Raw genomic sequence first — 17,852 nt, 5'->3', positions numbered from 1 at the left:
TCAGGGCTGGCGGACCTGGCCAGCCCGGCGTCGCGTGAAGAAGTTTTCCAGCGCGTCGAAGAACGCATCGATGAGGCGCATGTAGCCTTGCCAGCTCAGCTCGATCAACTGAACGAGGCCGTGCAGCGGCGCGTCGGAGGGCGGCACGTCCTCCCATTCGAGCCAGGCATCGGCGCGGCCGAACGTGCATTCCACGAGCTTGCGCTCCGTCTCCACCGTCATGCCGACGAAGCGCACGCCGAGGCGCCGGTCGGCCAGACGCGCGACCACGGCAGGGAAGTCGTGCTCCAGCACGCCGCGCGCGAGCGTCACGTTGATGCGCTCGCCGGGCTCGAGCTTCGCTACGGCATCGGCGGGCAGCATGAGGCCGAGGCCGCCCATCGAATAGTTCTCGGTCTTGCAGGCGAGCGTGCGGCCGTCGGGCAGCGTGAGCATGGCGGGCACGCGCAGCGGAATGCGGTGCGCCACGCGCACCTGCTTCGCCTCTTTGGCCACGCCGAGCGCGAGCCCGAGAATGGTGAGATTCACGCCGGCCCAGAAGAGGTTCATGAACACGGTGGCGGGCTCCTCGGACTGCCAGATCGTGAGGCGGCCGATGCCGGCGAGCACAGAGCACAGGTTGATCGCGAGCAGCACGAGATAGGGCTTCGAAATCGTCCAGTCGAGATACTCGTGCTCGATATGGCCGCCCTTCGAGGTCACGTTGAACTTGCCGAGCTTTGGATTGATGAGCGCCATGGTGGTGGGCAGCACGATGTACCACGCGAGCACGGACTCATAGGCTTCGGCCCAGAACGAGTGCCGGTAGCGTCCCTGGATGCGCGAGTTGGCAATCGCGGCAATCACCAGATACGGCACCACGTAAGCGAGGATCACGGGCGCGGGCGTGTTGATCACGTGCAGTCCGAAATACAGGTACGCGCCCGGCATCACGAGGAAGATGAGCCGCGGGAAGCCGTAGAAGAAGTGCAGCATGGCGTTGCTGTAGCACATGCGCTGGAAGAACGAGAGCCCCTTGCCGATCCACGGATTGTCGACGCGGAAGATCTGCGTCATGCCGCGTGCCCAGCGGATGCGCTGGCCGATGTGGTCGGCGAGGCTGTCGGTGGCGAGGCCCGCCGCCTGCACGGTGCGCAGGTAGGCCGACGTATAGCCGTGGCGATGCAGCCGCAGCGAGGTGTGGGCGTCCTCGGTCACGGTCTCGGTCGCGATGCCGCCAATGTGCTCGAGCGCCGAGCGCTTGATGACCGCGCACGAGCCGCAGAAGAACGTGGCGTCCCAGAAGTCGTTGCCGTCCTGGATCAGCCCGTAAAAGAGACTGCCTTCGTTGGGCACGCGGTGGAAGGTGTCGAAGTTGCGCTCGAACGGATCGGGCGAGAAGAAGTGATGCGGCGTCTGCACCATCGCGCATTTTTTATCGGCGAGAAAGACGCCCACGGTCGTTTGCAGGAAAGAGCGCGTGGGAATGTGGTCGCAGTCGAAAATCGCGATGTACTCGCCCTGCGTGAGCGGCATCGCGTGATTGATGTTGCCGGCCTTCGCATGCGTGTGTTCGTCGCGGCGCAGGTAGCCCACGCCCGCCTCGCGCGCGAAGTCGCGGAATTCGTCGCGGTCGCCGTCGTCGAGAATGTAGACGCGCAGCTTGTCGCGCGGCCAGTCGATCGAGTTTGCCGCGAACACGGTTGGCCGCACTACCGAAAGCGATTCGTTGTAGGTCGGAATGTAGATGTCGACGGTCGGCCAGTCGGCCGGGTCGTCGGGCAACGGCTGCGGCTTGCGGCGCAGCGGCCAGGCGGTCTGCACATACCCGAAGATCAGCACGATCCACGTATAAAGCTCGGCCGCGTAGAGGATGTAGCCGACGATGGCCTCGGCGGGGCTCGAAAGATGCAGCGTTTGCGTGCTGCGCCACCAGACGTAGCGGCCCGTCATGAGGATCGAGAGCATCACCATGAGCATGGTGGCGAGGCGCCCCGGCAGGCGGCGCGCGATCATCACCACGACGTACACGAGCAGGAACAGCAGCACCTGGCCGGCGAACGGCAGCGGCGTCGTGCACACGGCGACAGCCGCGACGAACGCGAGCCACAGCAGGCCCTGGCGAAGGTAGGGCACGTTGTCGAGCGCCGCCGAAAGCTTCTCGAGCTGCTGCTCGATGCCTTCCCACGGCACGTCGGGCAGGCGCGCACCGACTGCGGCACTCGCGCGCGAGGCGCGGCGATAGATGGGTTCGAGCCGCCTGTCGAGCCATGCGCGCAGCGCGAAGCGATGGTGTCCTTGCGGCGCCTTGTGAAGCTTGCGCAGATCGGCGGCGAGACGCTGACGCGCGCGCCGCGGGCGCAGGAAGATGCGCAGGAGCCACGCGCCGACGCTGCGGTCGCGGCCCATGTTCAGCCGCTGGCCGATGTCCTGGCCGATCCGCGCGAAGGCGAGCGCGGGCACGTCGCGCTGGCCTGGGCGCGGCGGCCGGAAGAAGGCGCGCAGCAGCCACTGGCCGCCCGGCGCATCGGGCGCGAGATTGAACTCGGGCGCGCTCAGGCGGCGCAGTGAGGTCCAGAACGCCGTCCACAGGGCGACGATGCGCTCGCGGATCATGGCGTGCTCCCGCGCGCAACGTGTTGCGCGAGCAGTTCGTCGGGTGCGTCGAGGCTCGCGCCCGTGCTCCAGTGCGAGAGCCACGAGGCGATGCCGTGAAGGTCATGCGCGGCCTGCGAGCTGGGTGCGCTCAGGCAGAAGTTTTCGCCGGCGGCGAGCGCGGCGGGCACGCCGGTGTCCGCATGCACGAGATACGGGAGCATGGCGGCGCCGAGGCGCGCGCGCAGCAGCGCAACGACGTCCATGTGCAACTGGCGCGCGGGCACCACCGCATTGGCGACGAACACGCTGCGCTTCTGTGCGCGCACGAGCGCGGCGATCAGGCGCGGCAGCGTCGCGCACGCGCTGGCGCAGGGGGTGAGAATGCCGAGCACGAGGTCCGCGGCATCGATCGCCTGGCGCGCGTGCGCCGAGGGCCACGTGCCCGCATCGACGAGCGCGATCGTATGCGCCGGCAGGTCCACGCGGGCGAGCAGTTCGCGCAGCCAGCCGGGGCGGGCGTCGAGCAGGGCGCTGGCATCGTCGTCGCGCGAGTCGTCGGATGCATTGCCATTAGCGAGGCTGCCCCACGGCAGCACGAGCACGCCGTCGTCGCTTTGCAGCGCGGCCCGCGACCAGGCGTCGCCGGGGCCGCCCGACAGATGCGTGACGAGCCCTTCACGCGCACTCTCGCGCAGCCCGAAATGGAGCGCCAGCACGTTGCGCGGGTCGCATTCCGCGGCCAGCGCAACATGTTCGCGCGCCGCCAGCAGGCCGGCGAGCGCCGCGGTGAGGGTGGTGCGGCCCGCACCGCCCACGCTGGAGACGATGGCGATGGTTTTCATCGGCGCGGCCCCGTCTGGCTGAAGCGGCGCTGGCCGCGAATCAGCAGGGCGTCGACCTGCGGCGGGAGCTGGAGCGGGCGCGAGCGCGCGGGGCGCAGCCACATGGGCACGAAGCGCGCAAGACGCAGGCGCCAGCCGATCCAGTAGAGCGGCACGGCCAGTATCAAGCCCCAGACGAAGTAACCGAGGAAGACGTTCATGTCGCTCTCCTATGCTTTGAGCGGCAGCGGCGCGCGCTGCGGCGCTGCTCGCGGTTTCGCGTTGTCGGTGCGCGCGGCGGGGTCGAGCGCGGGCAACAGGTCGCCGTTTATGGGAGCGATGTTGACTGGCACTGCGGGTTCCGGTGCCGCGGTTTCTCTCGTTGCTGCCGTTGCTGCGCCCGGCGCGATCGAGGAAGCCGCCGCCGGAGGCACGGTCTGGCCGTTGGCCTGCACCGAAACGGCCGCGGGCGCGGCGGGCTGCCCCTCGTTGAGCGCGAGCCAGCCCGAATAGTCGGGCGGCGGCGAGGTGTCGATTTCCTCGGCGAGCGTGTCCAGCGCCTCCGTGATCGCGCGGCCGTCGCCGTAGCGCTCCTCGCCCTGGAACAGCTCGGCGAGCGGCCGCTGGAACACGCGCTGGCACACGGCGTCGGCGTCGCTCATGCGGCACGCGAAGAAGAACACGTAGAGGCTGTCGCCGCTCGCCGTCACGATGTCGCCCGCGCGGCGCAGATGGCACGCCTTGAGCGCATCCACGTGGGCAACTTCCGGCATCAGCGCGAGGCGAATCAGCACGCTCGGCAGCTGGATCACGCGGCTGCGCTCCACCGCCGCGCCCACGAGTTCGACGAAGTGCGCCGCGCCCACGTAACCGCTCTCCTCGCCATGCACTACGGCGGCGAGCGCCGCACGGTAATCGGCAGGCATGGGCCGCGAATACACCTGGCCCAGCAGACTGTCGACGATGGCCTCGACCTGCGCGAGCGGCGTCTGCCGCGCGACCACGCGGTTCGCGCCGAGGTTGAGCATGAGCGACTCGTAGCGCATGGCCACGGCGTCTTCGCGCACGATGATCTTGAGCGCTTCGCCGCACTGCAGGCGCAGCGTGTGCACCTGCTCCGCGAGCGTTTCGAGGTCGCGGTTCACGCTGAAATCGAGAATCACCGTGGCCGCGACCGAGGTGCGCGCGGCGGCCACCGCGGACTCGTTGTTATCGACGATCTGCCAGGCCTGCGGCAGTACGCGCTCGTGCAACATGGCGTCGCGCGAAACGATCACGCGGCCTTCGTCGGGCGCGAGCAGGCCCGCCTCGCCGATCTCGGTTTCAAAGGTGCCGCCGGAAACCGTGAGCCGGTGATCGGCGGCGGAAAAACGCAGCGGCACGCTCTGGCTGCCGTGCACGGCGTCGCCCGCGCGCCAGAACGCGACTTCCCAGTGATACTGCCCCTGCACCTGGTGCAATTGTGCGGCGCCCGCGAAGCGCGCCTGGAAGGCGGCCAGCTCGGGATGTTCCTGATCGTCGCCGAGACCGGGCGGCGCTGCCACGATCAGCACGCCGTAACGATGCTGCGCGCACCAGCCCGCGAGCTGCGCGCCCTGACCTGCGAGCGCGGCGGGGTCCTGCCAGTTGAAGAACGCCTCCGCGCCTTCGATGAAGAACTGGCTTTCGGGCGCGGCGCACTGCTCGGCGAGCGCGTTGAGCGCTTCGATCAGCACCTGCGCGCCGTCACGCTCCGGGAGCGGGCGCAGCGCGCATACGTTTGCCCACGCATGCGTCGAACCGCTCTTGTCGAGATCGACGCCATGATCGCGCAGCGCGGCCGCGAGGCTCGCGCCGTCGCGCGTGGAAAGGACGGTGGCGGGACCCATGAGCGCGGCGGCGGCGGTTTGCCAGAAAAGCGCGTCGCGCGCGGGCGAGGCGCTCGCGTAGACCACGTGCACCTGGCCCGCGCCGAGCGAAGCGAGCGAGGGCGGCAGGCCGTCGATCGCGAGCGGCTCGCGGCGCGCGAGCCGCGAGAACAGCGAGCGGCGCGTATCGCGGCCGGCGCCGGCGGGCGCAGCGGGGAGGGTGGCGGGATCGTTCATCGTGTCGCTCGTCTCGCGAGTTTCATCGTTGTCATGTGCGCTCGTTCAGTGGCCATGTCAGTAGGCCGAATATGGGACGACCGGCCGCGGCGGGAACGGCACCGGCCCCTTCTGCGGCGAGAAGAAATAGCGCAGGTAGAGCACGCCCACGTTCGGCGCATAGTCGCGCGAGCGGTCGAGCCGGAAGCGGCCGCCCACCACGAAGTGCGGCGTCACGCGATATTCGGCCGCCGCTTCGACCGTATAGCTGAAGCCGCCGCCCGAGCCGCCGCCGAAGAACGGCGAGCCGAGGTTGTTGGCGCTCATGAACGCGAGCGCCTGGGCCTGCAGACCGGGCCGCGTCGGGTAGAACGGCGACTCGTTCTCGTTCGTGAACGACATGCCCACCGATCCGTCGATCTCCCAGGAAAGCTTCTTGTAGCGGCCAGTCCAGTCGAGCGGAATGCTGACCGAGAAATAGCTTTGCGGACTGTAGTAGCCGCCGTTACCGAACGTGTAGTTGTGTTCGTTCTTCGAGTATTTCCAGTAGTTGAGCGTGAGGCCGCTCGACACGATCTGGTCGGGCCGCTTGAACACCGACCAGTCGTAGCCGCTGCGAACCTTGAACTCCTGGTTGGTCTCCACGTTGGTGCCGGTCAGCAGCCCGAAGCCAATGCTCGTGAAGATCGTGCCGGGCCCGAAGTCCTGCGCGCCGCGCACGGTGAAGCCGTTTCGCACCACGCCGCCCCATTTCTCGCCCGTGACCGGATCGATGCCGCCCGCATAGGAAACCAGGCTGGCGGTCACAGGACGGCGCGAGACGTCGAGCGAGAGCGACGAACCGCTCTGGAAGTCGTGGCGGTACTGAATGCCGCCCAGCACGCTCGTGATCGGGAAGCCCACCGGCGTGCTGCCGATGTCGGCGCGCCAGCTATTGTTCGCACCGCTGAACTCGTAACCCGCCGCGAGCGCGACGCCCGTCGCGGTCTCGTTGACGGATCCGAGCCCGGCGTTGCCGAGCGCGGCGATCTTGCCGTACTTGTACGCGATGTCGAGGTCGTTGCCGGGCAGCGTGCCCGCGTTCAGATAGACCGTATCGGCGTGGAAGAAATAGTGGCCCGTATAGCCATCAGGAATGCGAACGTATAGCGGGACTTCGGTGGCGTGCAGCTCGGAAATGCCGGGGTCGCCCGAGAGGTTCGACTGATACCATCCGGTCGCGACCTGCCCCTGCTTGCGGTCTTCCAGGCTTTGCAGCGCTCGGCCTGCCGACGTCGTGCCGTCGGCGTCGGGCTGCGTGCCTTCGGCCACTTCCTGCGTGCGCGAGGTCCGATAGAGGCTCGCGGCTTCGTTGTAGTTGCCGCGCGCCTGCGCAATGCGCCCCGCCTGGATCGTAATGTCCGGGTTGTCCGGATACTGCTCGCGCAACGGATCGACCACGGCGGAAGCCTCGTCGTTCAGCCCGAGCGCGGTGAAGCGCCGCGCCACGGCAAGGCGCGTGTCGATGTCGTTCTCCGCGGTGTCGGCCAGCACTGCGCGCACCATGTCGGCGGCCTCCCGGTCTCGGCCCATGCGCTCCAGCATACGCGCAACGGCGAGGCGTGCATCGGCGTCGTCGGGTTGCGTCACGAGCACCTTCTGCGCCGACGCCATCGCGCCCTTGTAGTCGCCCTTCGCTTCGCGCAGATCGACGTCTTCGAGCAGCCAGCGTTTGGTCGTCTTCAGGCGGTCGGGCACGGCGTCGAGCGTATGGCGGGCGCCCGTCAAGTCGCCCGCCTCGATCTGACGGTCGGTTTCGCGCGCGACGAGGCGCAGCTCCTGGTCGTCGAGACTGGCCAGTTGCTCCTCGGTGATGCCGGGCTGATCGCGCGTGGCGTCGATCCAGTTCGCCCACGCGTCGTCGCGGTTGGCCGCCGCCAGCAGCTCGCCGTAGCGTACGCGCGCGCCGTTCGCCGCCGGGTCGTCGGGGTGCGCCGCGAGCCAGTCCTGCACGAGCTTGAGGCCCCGGTCCGGCTCGCCTATCGCGATCCACTCGCGCCCGACCGTGGCGAGCATCTGCGGGTCGTTGGCCGCGTTCGCGTCGGCGGCCGCGGAATCGAGCAGCGCGCGCGCCTCGTCTTCCCTGCCCTGAGCGATGAGCTGGCGGGCCTGCGCGATCTTCTTCTGCGCGGCGAGATTGCCCATCAGTTCGCGCATGCCTTCGCTGCGCTCGGCTGCGGGGACGGCGTCGAGCTGCGCGGCGGCGGCATCGACGTCGTCTACGGAATTCAGATAGAGCGCTGTGGCATAGCGCATGTCGGGCGCCTGCGAGACCTTCAGGCCGTCTTCCATCACCTGGCGGCCTAGTGCGGGCAGGCCGAGGTCGCGGTATTGGCGCGCGAGCGTGAAGCGCGTCCATGCGTCGTCGGGCGTGAGTCGCACGGCCTCTTCGAGTTTAGCGATGGCCGGGCTCTTGCGGTTGTCCGCCAGTAGCTGGTCCGCCTGAATCGAGAGCAGTTCCGCGTGCAACTGCTTTTGCTCGGCGCTCGAGCCGCTTACGCGCGGCGTCGTGGCCGCGATGAGCGGCTCGATCTCGCTTTCGCGTCCCGTCTCGCGCAGCACCGTCACGAGGCCGCGCAGCGCATCCATGTCGGGCTTCGGCGCGTTCACGAGCGGACGCAGCACGGCTTCGGCTTCGGGCCACTTCTTCTGCGCAATGAGCGCGTTGCCGAGGATATCGCTGGCGGTCGTGTTGCCCGGATCGAGCTTGAGCGCCTCGCGCGCGAGTGTTTCGGCTTCTTCCGGTTTGCCCTGCGAATTCGCCTCGCGTGCCTTCGCAATGGTGCCCCAGATGGTGGCCGTCTTTTCGAGGCTGCGCCACTTGCCGGCGTTGTCCGGGTCGAGCTTGAGGGCGCGCGCGAACAGCTCGCGCGCCTCGTCGTGGCGGCCTTCGCGCAGCCGCACGAGACCGAGCGCGCCGATGGTTTCGCCGTCGTTGGGGTTCGCGCGCTGCGCGCTTTGCAGCGAGGTTTCGGCGTCCTTGAGATCGCCGCGATCGAGTTGTGCAAGGCCGCGCGCGCGATCGGCGGCGCCGGGGCCGGGACGGGGGCGTGCACGCGCCTGGGTGGACGCTCGCGCGTTGCCCGCGGCCGTGCCAGGCGGTGCGCTAATGACGGCCGATGGGTTCTGCGCCAGTGCTTGCGCCTGCGCTTGGCCCTTCGAACCGAGCTTCTTGCCGAGATCGGCGACGGTCTGCTTCGCGTCGGAGTCGTCGGGCACTTCCTGCAGATAGCGCAGATACCACACGTAATAGGCGGGATCGTCGTGCCCGGCGCTCGCGAGCGCGCGCCGCCACAGTTCGAGCGCGAACGCCCGGTTGCTGTCCTGCCGCTGGTACACGTGATAGATGAGGTTGAGGCCTTCCATGCGCGTGTCGGCGCGGTCGGTGAGCAGGTCGCCGAGGATCAACGCGAGGCGGGGATCGTTCGGATTCTGCTTCACGCGCGTGCGCAATTCGCTGATCGCCTGCGCGCGGCCCGCGGTCGTGCCGGCCAGGATGCGGTAGTAGTCGCCCGCGAGATCGCCCGCGGGCGCGCCGTTCGGAAACAGCTTGAGCAGGCGCGCCGAAGCTTCCTCGCTCTTGCCGGCGGCCGAGAGCAGGCGGATCTGGGCCATCTCCATCTTGCCGCTCGTGGCGACGCGGTAGGCGTCGTCGAGCTCTTTCGTTGCGCTCGCATTGGGCGCGATTTTTTTGAGCTGCGCGAGGATTTTCGCGGCTTCCGCCGGGCGGTTCGAGCGCAGCTCGATTTCGCCGAGCAAAGCGAGCGCCTCGGGCTGCTGCGGGTCGAACAGCAGCGCTTTTTTCACGAGCCCGCGTGCGATATCCGGACGATTCTTGCCTTCCCACATGCGCGCGGCCGAGAGCAGCTGCGCGGCCTGGGCGGCGGGCGTGGCGGCGTTGGCCGCTGGCTGCGGGCTGGCCTGCGCCGAGGCCAGATACGTCGAGGCCGCGAAGAGCAGCGCGACGATCGGCGCGAGTGTCGGTGCGAATTTTGGTGCGAGACGCGGTGCGATGTTCGGCAGCAAGCGTTGCGGCGTGCGTGAAACCGCCTCGCCTCGCAAAGCGTGCGCAGCCGCGCGCCGCGCCTCACGGCGCGCGCGGCGCACATGGGCAGCGCGGCGGGCGGACGCCAGGGCGTTCAGCGCGGCGTGGGGCATGCGCTCGTCCATGCTGGGGCAACGCGGCCTTGCGCGTCGAAATGGTAGAGCCCGTCGAGGTAGCCGAGCGCGAACAACATCAGCACGCTGCTGTAGTAGCCAGGCGGCGACTTCTGCGCGAGCGTGCGGCTGCGCTCGGCCTGGGCGTTCGCGAGATCGCTGCGGCCGAGCGCAGCCAGATACGGTGCGACCGCGGCGGAAAAGCCGCCGTTGCCCTCGTTCGGCCCCGGTGTGCCCGTGGTCGTGTCGACGCGCTCGGGCGGAAAACCATGCGCGCCGACGAAGTCCGCGAGCGGCTTGAAGGTGGCGAGCGTGCTGGTGCGCAGCGGGTCGTCGCCCGCGAGCATGCCGGCCCACAGGTAGACGCGGATCGCGTTGTAGGCGCTTTCGGCGTGCGTTTGCGCGTCGGGGGCGAAACCGCCTTTCGCGTGATATTCCACCCAGTCGGGCGAGTAGCCCTTCGGCGCGGTCTCGTTGACGAGTCTCGCCGACGAGGCGAGCAGCGCCTTCCATTCGCCCGCCTCCGGCAGCGCGAGCATGAAGCGCCGCATGACCTGCAGCGGCACGTAGCTGGGGTTCAGGCGCCAGCCGTCCTTGCCGATCGTAAAGCCCACGGGTCCCGGCAGCACCGTGCGGCCAAGACCTGGCAGCACGGCGGTTTCCTCGCGCACGATGTTGCGGGCCATCACCGTGCCGAGCGCGGTGTAGCGGCGCTCGTTCCAGAGGCGTCCGGCTTCGAGCAGCGTGTAGGCGATCCAGAGATCGGCGTCGCTGGCGGGGTTGCTGTCGATCACGCCCCACTGCGGCTCGCCGGCATGCGCGGCGCCTGAACTGCCAGATGCTGCCGACGCCGCAACCGGCTTGCCGTCCTCGCCGATGTCGCGCCGCCCCCAGATCCATGCAGGCAGATGCGTGGCGAGGTCGCCCTGCGCGAGATTGTTTTCGGTCCACGTAAGGACCTTGTCGAAGCTCGCGCGGTCGTTCGCGACCAGCGCGAAGAAGAGCGCGTAGGACTGCCCTTCGGAAACGGTCACCTGGCGCGGCGTGCTCGCGTCGATCACGCGGCCATCGGCGCTCAGCAGCGTGCCGCGAAACGCATTCCATGCGGGCCAGGCGCAGGCCGCGGGGCTGGCGGATTTTGCTGCGCTGGCATTGACGGCTGGCGCGGCCGCCTGTGCCGTGGCAACCGGCATCAGCAGCGCCAGTGTTGCGAGCGGTGCAAGCGGCACGAGCGGCGCGCAGGCGAGCGCGCCGGCCGCGAGCCAGCGCATGAGCCGTGGCGCCAGAGCGGGCGCAAGCGTAGCCAAGCCCGGGCGCATCGTCAGGTCCCGGAGCGGCGGGAGGCCATGCGGCCGAGCGCCCAGAACACGGTGAGCGCAACGATCAGACCGGCCAGAATGCCCGCGAGCGCCATCAGTGCCGGGTAGCGCGAGATAAACACCCAGGCGCGCGCATACCACGGCAGATCGCCGACAAAATAGCGGTTGCCCACGCGCAGGCCCTCCACCTGACCGGAGCGCACGAGCGTGAGATCGCCGTGCATCTGCGAGATCTTGCCGCCGTCCTGGAGCGCGTCGAGCACGTCGCCGAGCTGCGCCGACGAGGTGGCGGCGAGCGCCACCACGCTCCTGCCCGACTTGAGCGGCGACTCGAAGCCGATCAGCGCCGCCATCGGTCCGCCGAGCGTGACGATCGAGCGGCCCGAAGGTGTCGGGTCCTCGTCCTCGGTGCCCCCAAGCCAGCCGGGCCAGCCGCTGCGCTGGTCGCGCGTGGTTATCTCGGTCCTGCCGCGCTCGATGAGAAGCGGCAGATCCTTGCCCCACTTCTCGAGCAGTTGCGCGCCTGAGCCCGAGCCGATCACGAGCAGGTTGCTGTCGCGCACGCTGTCCACCTGGCTGGCGGGCACGATCGTCAGGCGCAGCGCGGGCAGGCCGGTCCACTGGCCCATGTGGCCGAGCAGCGTGAGCACGGCTTCCTGATCCTTCGTGTCGGGTTGGTCCGGAATCACGAGGGCCGTGTCGGAAAGGTCGGCCATGCGCGTGAACGGATAGCCGCTGTTCGCAAAGTAGGCGAGGTTGGGCAGCGCCGTGTAGTGCGCGAAGCCACTGAAGTCGATGAGCGAGTCGGGATCGACGGCTGCGCGCGCGACATCGGTGGCGGTGGAGGTGCACAGCCCCGTCTTCTGCGAATCGATATGAAACTGGAACTGGAACTGGTTGTCGCTGCCCACGCGGAATGCGGGGATTTCCAGATTGGTGGCGGCGCGCGTGTCCGAGCCCGAAAGCAGCGGCACGTTGATGCGCGCTTCGTCGGAGGCGCGCGTGACGGGCCGCAGCCGCTGCGAGCGCACGAGCTGATCGTTGATGCTCACGTTGAGCACCGAGTCGTTCCACGCGGAAGGCGCCGTGTAGCGATAGCGGATGTCGAGCGGCACGTTGCCCCGCGCCCACGCATAGAGGTCGGCGGGCACGCGCAGATTCACGCGGATCGCGGGCGGGTTGTAGCCCGACACCTGGAGCTGTTGCGGGTCGGTCACCAGCTCGCGGAACAGCACAGGGCGGTCGGTGGGCACCCAGTTCGGCGCGTCGTAGGGCTCGCGCGCCGGGCCGAGATCGATCGATTTCACCATCACGCTGCTGCCGGCCATGCCGGCCTGGCCGAGCGCGACCGCGTAGGCGGCGTTCAGGAGTTCCTCGGGCGTGCGGCCCGCGAGCACGAGCAGCTTGCGGCCCGACTGCGGATCCGCGGCCGGGTTCGCCATGACCGAGACCGTGGGGCCTTTGATTTCCGGCAGATTCAGCCCTGTGGGCACCTGGCCCGGCAGCACGAGCGCGATGGCGTTGGCGTCGGGCGGCACGGTGCGCGAGACCGGGAAGCGCGAGCCGCGATAGCTCGCGAGCGCGCCAAGCCACGATGAGACGACGCCCGCCGCGTGGAGCACGGGCACGCCCGCGTTGGCGGCGAGCACGAAGGGCACACGCACGAGGCGGTTGTCGTGGCGGTCGAAGAACGGCACAGGCAAAAGCCCGAGGCTGTCGGGCAGGACGATGCCCGCCGTATTGAGCGTGAGCGACGTTTCGGGACTCACGTCGGCCCAGAGGCTCGAGTGATAAGGATCCTCGCAATGATCGAGTGTGTAGTGCGCGATCATCTGCACGCTGATGCGGTTGTAGTCGCTGAAGAGGCGTGGATCGAGATCGATCTCGCTCGTCACGAGTTGCCCGGCCGTCTCCTTCACGAGCGGAATCGTGGCGACGACTTCACCGTTCACAAACACCTTGAGATGCGAAAGCGACCAGATCAGAGAGGGCGAGTAGGTGTAGACGAGCTTGAGCTTCGCGCCGGTCACGACTTCGTCGGTGCGCACATCGACGCTCATGCCGGCGGTGGGGTCGAGCCCGCGCAACGCGATGGGCCCGTACACACCCATCTGGCGCAGCGTGAACGTGCGCGTGCGCGGCTGCCCGAGCGGCGCCGACGCGGCAGGCTCGGGAATGACGGCGCCGGGGGCCGTCTGGATGACAGCGGGCCCGGTCAAGGTGGCAGAGGCCGCGACTGGCGCCGCGGCGGGAACGTCGCTTGCTCCAGGCGTCGCGGTCTGTGTAGCCGCGACAGCCGATTTGTCCACCGCGAAGAGGCTCGCCCCCAGCAGCAATCCGGCGACGAGTGCGCCCAGCCCAACTTGAACGGAGAGTCGCATCGCAACAGCCCTTTGTTTTCTTCGCAGTGCCTGTCTTTATCTTGCAAAGACAGCGACCAGGGATATTGGCGGCGTGGTGCCGCCAGGCGTTATCTCGAAACGGCGTCAATGTGGGTGGAGTTTAGCGGAGAGCCGAGGATCGCGCCCTATGAATGCACGTGTTTATGCCCGTTGCGTAAAGCGCGCAGATGACGGGCTGGCGCGGCCTGGCGACCGGTTTGACAGTTGGGCGCGTGGGTTGGGCCGGCAGGTTGGAGCGCTTGACAATTCCTGTGCGCGCAACAAAGCGCGGCGACATTGCGATTGCGCAACGCGGGCGCCGGAGGTGGTGTGCCGAAAGTCAGCGTTCCGGTTCATTCAATTAATCAGGATGCCGTATCGTTGAGGCGCGCAACAATCTCTCGCTTGTGCAGTGTCGCGAGCGGGTGAGGTAATCTTGGCGGCTTGATCCAGAAACGGAGCAGGTTGATGAACGAGCAAACGTGGCAGGCAGTGGACGACTGGTTCTGCGACCGGCTGATCGGTCCCGACGATGCGCTCGACGGCGCGCTCGCGGCGAGCGCCAAGGCGGGCCTTCGCGCGATCAACGTGGCGCCGAATCAGGGCAAGTTTCTGCATCTGCTCGCGCGCATTCAGGGCGCGCGACGCATACTGGAAATCGGCACGCTCGGCGGCTATAGCGCGATCTGGCTCGGGCGCGCGCTGCCCGACGACGGCGCGATGGTGTCGCTCGAATTCAGCCCGGAAAACGCGGCCATTGCGCGGGAGAACATCGCGCGGGCCGGGCTCGATGCGAAGGTGACGGTCGTGACGGGCCTCGCGCTCGAATCGCTCGATGCGCTCATCGCGCAAGGCGCGGCGCCGTTCGACTTCGTGTTTATCGACGCGGACAAGAGCAATAACCCGAACTACCTCGAACGCGTGCTGAAGCTTTCGCGTCCGGGTACGGTGATCGTGGCCGATAACGTGGTGCGCGAAGGGCGCGTGGCCGACCCCGCGCATCACGAGGACGACGTGGTCGGCTTGCGCCGCTACTTCGACATGCTTGGAAACGACAAACGGCTCGCGACCACGGCTGTGCAGACGGTGGGCAGCAAAGGCTGGGACGGCTTTGCGATTACGGTGGTGGGCGGGTAACAAACGTCGATTGCCCACACACATACGCCAACAGCAAAAAGGGCCTGGCAGATGAACTGCCAGGCCCTTCGTCCGTCTAGCTACGCGCTGACGATCGCCGGTCAGAAGTCCGTCGTCATCGAGAACAGCACGGTGCGCGGCGCGCCCATCGTCAGACCGCGTATGTGACGGGCGGCGCGCGCCACACGAACGAGCACGGCGAATACTTCTCGCCCTACTGTGGATCTGGGTGCGCGCTATGCGACGAATGTGTTCGGGCGCCCGACTCAGCCGGGCAGGAAGTCGTACTCGGCGCGCAGGAAGTTGCCGTAACCGTAGGCGGTGCGCACGGCCGGATCGTTCGAGAGCACGTCGCCAATGGTGCGCGCCTGCTGGTCCTCGATCAGCTTCGCGGTGTACGAAAGGTTGGGGAATTCGGGGCCACAAGACTTGAGCGCGTCAGGTGAGCGCGCGGTTTCGTCCAACGTTGCGCGCTCAACCAATGTGCCGCGCGGCGCTTGCCGCCGCATGGGCGAGACGCGGCCCGGCCCGATTTCGAGGCGCGTTCCATGCGGCGTCGATAAGCAGATTCGATGCCTTTCTGCAGTCCTTTCGTTGGTTCGCGCGGCGCGCCCAAACCTACAATGGGGCTTCGTGATAATCGACGTCGGGTGAACCGGAAATGACTGAAAAATCGATGCTCGTGGTCAGCGCGCACAGCGCGGATTTCGTATGGCGCGCGGGCGGTGCGATTGCCCTGCACAAGAACGGCTATCGCGTGAAAGTGGTGTGCCTCTCGTTTGGCGAGCGCGGCGAATCGGCGAAGCTCTGGCGCAAGGGCCCCGACATGACCATCGAGAACGTGAAAGCCGCGCGCCGCGAGGAGGCGCTCGCCGCCGCCGAGATTCTTGGCGCGGAATGCGAGTTCTTCGATCTGGGCGATTACCCGCTGCGCGTTTCCGATGAAGCGCTCCTGCGCCTCGTCGACATCTATCGCGACGTGCAGCCCGCGTTCGTGCTGAGCCACTCGCAGAAAGACCCGTACAACTTCGATCACCCGCTCGCCATGCATGTGGCGCAGGAAGCGCGCATCATCGCCCAGGCCGAGGGCCACAATCCGGGGCAGAAGATCGTCGGCGCGCCACCGGTCTACGCGTTCGAACCGCACCAGACCGAGCAGTGCGAGTGGATTCCGAACACCTTCCTCGACATCACCGAAGTGTGGGACGTGAAGCGCCGCGCCATCGAATGCATGGCGGGCCAGGAACACCTTTGGGAGTACTACACGCGTGTCGCGCAACAGCGCGGCGTGCAGGCCAAGCGCAACATCGGCATTACGGCGAAGCGCGACGTTCAATACGCGGAAGGCTATATGCGCCTGACGCCCGCAGTGGTGGGAGATCTGTCATGAAACGTGGTGTCGTCGTCACCCAGATTCCGCGCGCCGACGCGCGTCACATCGAAATCCTCAAGGAAGCCGGCACGGCCACCGTGCACGAGGCGCAAAGCCGTCTCGGCCTGCTCGCCACGTATCTGCGGCCCATTTATTCGGGCGCCGCGATTGCGGGCCCGGCCGTGACCGTGCTTATGCCGCCCTCGGACAACTGGATGCTGCACGTGGCCGTGGAGCAGTGTCGCGAAGGCGACGTGCTCGTGGCCGCGCCCACCTCGCCCTGCGAAGACGGCTACTTCGGCGAACTGCTCGCCACCTCGCTCGCGGCGCGCGGCGTACGCGGCCTGATCATCGACGCCGGTTGCCGCGACGTGCGCGCACTGAAGGCGATGGACTTCCCGGTGTGGTCGAAGGCCGTTTCGGCGCAAGGCACGGTGAAGGAAACGCTCGGTTCGGTGAACGTGCCGATGGTGTGCGCACAGCAAATCGTGCATCCGGGCGACGTCATCGTGGCCGACGACGACGGCGTGGTCGTGGTGCCGTTCGCCACGGTGGCGAAGGTCGTGGAGGCGACCCAGGCGCGCCTCGCCAAGGAAGAAAAGACGCGTGCGGTGCTCGCGGGCGGCACGCTCGGCCTCGACTATTACGGCATGCGCGAGCGCCTTGCCGAAAAGGGTCTGCGCTACGTCGACACGCCGGCAGACGCTTGAGTCTGCAACGTTCGATGGCTTTACACGAGGCGCACCGCAGCAAGAACGACAACGGGCGCCGCAAAGGCGCTCGTTTCGTTTCGCGATAACCTGAGGAAGCGCGTCGCGCGCCTCGAGGAAAAGCGGGTTAAAGGATCCGGTCCAACGCCTTCGCGAACCTTGCGACCGCGCCTTCGATGTCATGCAGTTTTTCGAGGCCGAACAATCCAATGCGGAAGGTCTTGAAGTCTTCAGGCTCGTCGCATTGCAGGGGAACACCGGCCGCGATCTGCAGGCCGGCGTCGGCGAACTTCTTGCCGGATCGTATGCCATCGTCGTCCGAGTAACTGACCACGACGCCGGGCGCCTCGAAGCCTTCGGCCGCCACGCTTCGGAAGCCCTTGCTAACGAGCAGCGAACGAATGCGCTTGCCGAGTTCGAGCTGCTCCGCCATTACCTTGTCGAAGCCGTATGCTTCGGTTTCCTTGATCACGTCGCGCAGCGTCGCGAGACTGTCCGTGGGCATGGTTGCGTGGTAACCGAATCCGCCGCTCTCGTAGGCTTCCATGATCTGCAGCCACTTGCGAAGATCGCAGGCGAAGCTGGTGCTGGTCGTTGCGTCGATTCGTTCGCGGGCGAGCGGGCCGAGCATGACGAGCGCGCAACAAGGTGATGCGCTCCACCCCTTTTGCGGTGCGCTGATCAGGATATCGACGCCGCTTTTCTCCATGTCGACCCAGACCGTACCGGAGGCGATGCAGTCGAGTACGAACATGCCGCCTACGGCATGCACGGCGTCGGCCACCGCGCGCAAATACGCATCGGGCAGCATCATTCCGGATGCGGTTTCGACATGCGGCGCAAAGACCAGATCGGGCTTGTTCTCCCTGATCGCCGCGACGACTTCTTCGACCGGTGGCGGTGCGTAGGCGGCCTGCCTTCCCTGTTCGACCGGACGCGCCTTCAGCACGATCGATTCAGAGGGAATGCTGCCCATGTCGAAAATCTGCGACCAGCGGAAACTGAACCAGCCGTTGCGAATGACGAGGCACTTCTTGTTCGTCGCGAACTGCCTGGCAACGGCTTCCATGCCGAAGGTGCCGCTGCCCGGGACGACAACGACCGACTTCGCGTTGTAGACTTTTTTCAGGGAGCTGGAGATATCTCGCATGACGCCCTGAAAGAGCTGCGACATGTGATTGATCGAGCGGTCGGTGTAAACCACTGAATATTCGAGGAGTCCCTCGCGGTCGACGTTGGGAAGTAAACCTGGCACGCTCGCCTCCGATAAGAAAA

At 67.4% G+C, this 17,852-nt stretch carries 12 protein-coding genes; 3 read left to right on the top strand and 9 right to left on the bottom strand.

The window, feature by feature from the left end:
* Genes bcsA through bcsB form a run of 7 tightly spaced genes read right to left on the bottom strand, consistent with a single transcriptional unit; the run spans nt 1 to nt 13,358 of the window.
* Nucleotides 1-2,595 carry a UDP-forming cellulose synthase catalytic subunit gene (gene bcsA / locus M3I56_RS25625; RefSeq protein ID WP_254356303.1) on the bottom strand — a complete coding sequence of 865 codons (2,595 nt, stop codon included), beginning with the start codon at nt 2,593-2,595 and terminating at the stop codon, nt 1-3.
* A complete protein-coding gene (gene bcsQ, locus M3I56_RS25620) occupies nt 2,592-3,419 on the bottom strand; it encodes a cellulose biosynthesis protein BcsQ (protein WP_254356302.1) in 828 nt (275 codons plus the stop codon). Before bcsQ ends, bcsA begins: the two co-directional genes overlap by 4 nt.
* Nucleotides 3,416-3,619 carry a hypothetical protein gene (locus tag M3I56_RS25615; protein ID WP_254356301.1) on the bottom strand — a complete coding sequence of 68 codons (204 nt, stop codon included), beginning with the start codon at nt 3,617-3,619 and terminating at the stop codon, nt 3,416-3,418. The genes bcsQ and M3I56_RS25615 overlap by 4 nt, the downstream gene beginning before the upstream one ends.
* A 9-nt stretch (nt 3,620-3,628) precedes the next feature.
* Nucleotides 3,629-5,482: a cellulose biosynthesis protein BcsE gene (bcsE, locus tag M3I56_RS25610; RefSeq protein ID WP_254356300.1), complete on the bottom strand. Its 1,854-nt coding sequence runs from the start codon at nt 5,480-5,482 to the stop codon at nt 3,629-3,631.
* A gap of 57 nt (nt 5,483-5,539) precedes the next feature.
* Nucleotides 5,540-9,658 (bottom strand): cellulose synthase subunit BcsC-related outer membrane protein, encoded by a 4,119-nt coding sequence (locus M3I56_RS25605; RefSeq protein ID WP_254356299.1) that lies wholly within the window; start codon nt 9,656-9,658, stop codon nt 5,540-5,542.
* Nucleotides 9,640-10,929, bottom strand: a complete 1,290-nt coding sequence (bcsZ, locus tag M3I56_RS25600; RefSeq protein WP_375541787.1) for a cellulose synthase complex periplasmic endoglucanase BcsZ — start codon at nt 10,927-10,929, stop codon at nt 9,640-9,642. The genes M3I56_RS25605 and bcsZ overlap by 19 nt, the downstream gene beginning before the upstream one ends.
* A 50-nt stretch (nt 10,930-10,979) precedes the next feature.
* On the bottom strand, nt 10,980-13,358 hold the full coding sequence (gene bcsB / locus M3I56_RS25595) for a cellulose biosynthesis cyclic di-GMP-binding regulatory protein BcsB (RefSeq protein ID WP_254356298.1): 2,379 nt from the start codon (nt 13,356-13,358) through the stop codon (nt 10,980-10,982).
* Nucleotides 13,359-13,826: 468 nt separating this feature from the next.
* Between bcsB and M3I56_RS25590 the strand changes: the two genes are divergently transcribed.
* On the top strand, nt 13,827-14,495 hold the full coding sequence (locus M3I56_RS25590; protein ID WP_254356297.1) for an O-methyltransferase: 669 nt from the start codon (nt 13,827-13,829) through the stop codon (nt 14,493-14,495).
* A 266-nt stretch (nt 14,496-14,761) separates the two neighbouring features.
* Here the strand turns inward: M3I56_RS25590 and M3I56_RS41125 are convergent, their stop codons facing one another.
* Nucleotides 14,762-14,959: a hypothetical protein gene (locus M3I56_RS41125; protein WP_302056994.1), complete on the bottom strand. Its 198-nt coding sequence runs from the start codon at nt 14,957-14,959 to the stop codon at nt 14,762-14,764.
* Between the two features lie 197 nt (nt 14,960-15,156).
* On the opposite strand from M3I56_RS41125, the gene M3I56_RS25580 reads away from it, so the two are divergent.
* Both M3I56_RS25580 and M3I56_RS25575 read left to right on the top strand, forming a co-directional pair.
* Nucleotides 15,157-15,885: a PIG-L deacetylase family protein gene (locus M3I56_RS25580; RefSeq protein WP_254356296.1), complete on the top strand. Its 729-nt coding sequence runs from the start codon at nt 15,157-15,159 to the stop codon at nt 15,883-15,885.
* Nucleotides 15,882-16,577: a 4-carboxy-4-hydroxy-2-oxoadipate aldolase/oxaloacetate decarboxylase gene (locus M3I56_RS25575; protein ID WP_254356295.1), complete on the top strand. Its 696-nt coding sequence runs from the start codon at nt 15,882-15,884 to the stop codon at nt 16,575-16,577. Before M3I56_RS25580 ends, M3I56_RS25575 begins: the two co-directional genes overlap by 4 nt.
* A 127-nt stretch (nt 16,578-16,704) precedes the next feature.
* Here the strand turns inward: M3I56_RS25575 and M3I56_RS25570 are convergent, their stop codons facing one another.
* Nucleotides 16,705-17,832, bottom strand: coding sequence for an aminotransferase class V-fold PLP-dependent enzyme (locus M3I56_RS25570; RefSeq protein WP_254356294.1), 1,128 nt, complete (start codon nt 17,830-17,832; stop codon nt 16,705-16,707).
* Nucleotides 17,833-17,852 lie beyond the last annotated feature (20 nt).

This window comes from Paraburkholderia sp. CNPSo 3281, assembly GCF_024206515.1.
Taxonomy (GTDB): domain Bacteria; phylum Pseudomonadota; class Gammaproteobacteria; order Burkholderiales; family Burkholderiaceae; genus Paraburkholderia; species Paraburkholderia nodosa.
Note: the sequence above shows the minus strand (reverse complement) of the source record. Positions and strands in the feature narration are given on the sequence as shown.